Below are 1245 nucleotides of genomic sequence, written 5' to 3'. Positions count from 1 at the left end.
GGAAGCTTTTCTAAAACGATGTACAAATTACACACAACAATTTAAACTAGACGTACTAAACTTTATGATTGAAAACGGTATGTCCTTATTTGAGACGGCAGCTATCTTTAACATTCCTGCCCCTTCAACGATTTCTGTTTGGAAAAAACAGCTCGAAACACAAGGAATTGATGCCCTTCAATCTAAGAAAAAGGGGCGTCCATCCATGAAAAAAGATTCAAATAAACAAGTAAAACAAGCTTTAGCTGAAGGGTCAGTCGAAGCACTTGAAGCACGTATTCAACAGCTTGAAATGGAAAATGAGTACTTAAAAAAGTTGAATGCCTTAGTTCAAAACAAGGAAAAATCACGAAACAAGACAAGGCACAAGTAGTCTATGAATTAAGGCATAAATATTCGGTGAAGGCACTCGTGGAGCTAGCTGGTATTCCACGGAGTACGTATTATGATTTAGTAAAGAAAATGAATCGTCCGGATCAAGATGCCGATTTGAAAGCTGAAATTAAAGCAATTTATGAGGAAAATGAAGGTCGTTATGGCTACCGTCGCATTCGTGATGAGTTAACGAATCGTGATCAGAAAGTGAATCACAAGAAGGTTCAGCGCATTATGAAAGAGCTTGGATTAAAGTGTGTTGTGCGTATGAGGAAATATAAATCCTATAAAGGGAAAGTCGGTAAAATTGCACCTAATATTTTAGAGCGTAATTTTTATACAGATGCCCCGAATCAAAAATGGGTAACGGACATCACAGAGTTTAAATTGTTTGGAGAGAAACTGTATGTATCACCTGTATTAGACTTGTATAATGGTGAAATTATTACCTATACAATTGGTTCTAGACCGACGTATTCACTTGTTTCAGAGATGTTAGAGAAAGCATTAGAACGCTTACCTGAAAATCACCAGCTACTGATGCATTCGGATCAAGGATGGCATTATCAAATGAGACAATACGTCCGTACACTTGGATCAAGGGGTATCGTACAGAGTATGTCTCGAAAAGGAAACTGTTACGACAACGCAGTAATAGAGAATTTCTTTGGGATTATGAAGTCGGAGTTCCTCTACATAAAAGAATTTGAAAGTGTAGAGCATTTTAAAATAGAATTAGAAAAATATATAGATTATTATAATACGAAACGGATTAAGGCAAAATTAAAAATGAGTCCGGTACAATACCGAACTCATTTTTATCAAGCTGCCTAATGAAATAACCGTGTCTAACTTTTAGGGGTCACTTCA

The 1245-nt window shown here is 36.4% G+C and carries 1 pseudogene; it reads left to right on the top strand.

The window, feature by feature from the left end:
- Positions 1-1209 (top strand): annotated as a pseudogene (locus ACTFO4_RS30315) (IS3-like element ISBce19 family transposase); the annotation flags it as partial.
- Positions 1210-1245 lie beyond the last annotated feature (36 nt).

The sequence above is a fragment of the Bacillus cereus group sp. MYBKT14-1 genome (assembly GCF_051915185.1).
Taxonomy (GTDB): Bacteria; Bacillota; Bacilli; order Bacillales; family Bacillaceae_G; genus Bacillus_A; species Bacillus_A cereus.
The sequence above is the reverse complement of the archived record's forward strand: the minus strand, read 5'-3'. Positions and strand labels throughout refer to the sequence as shown.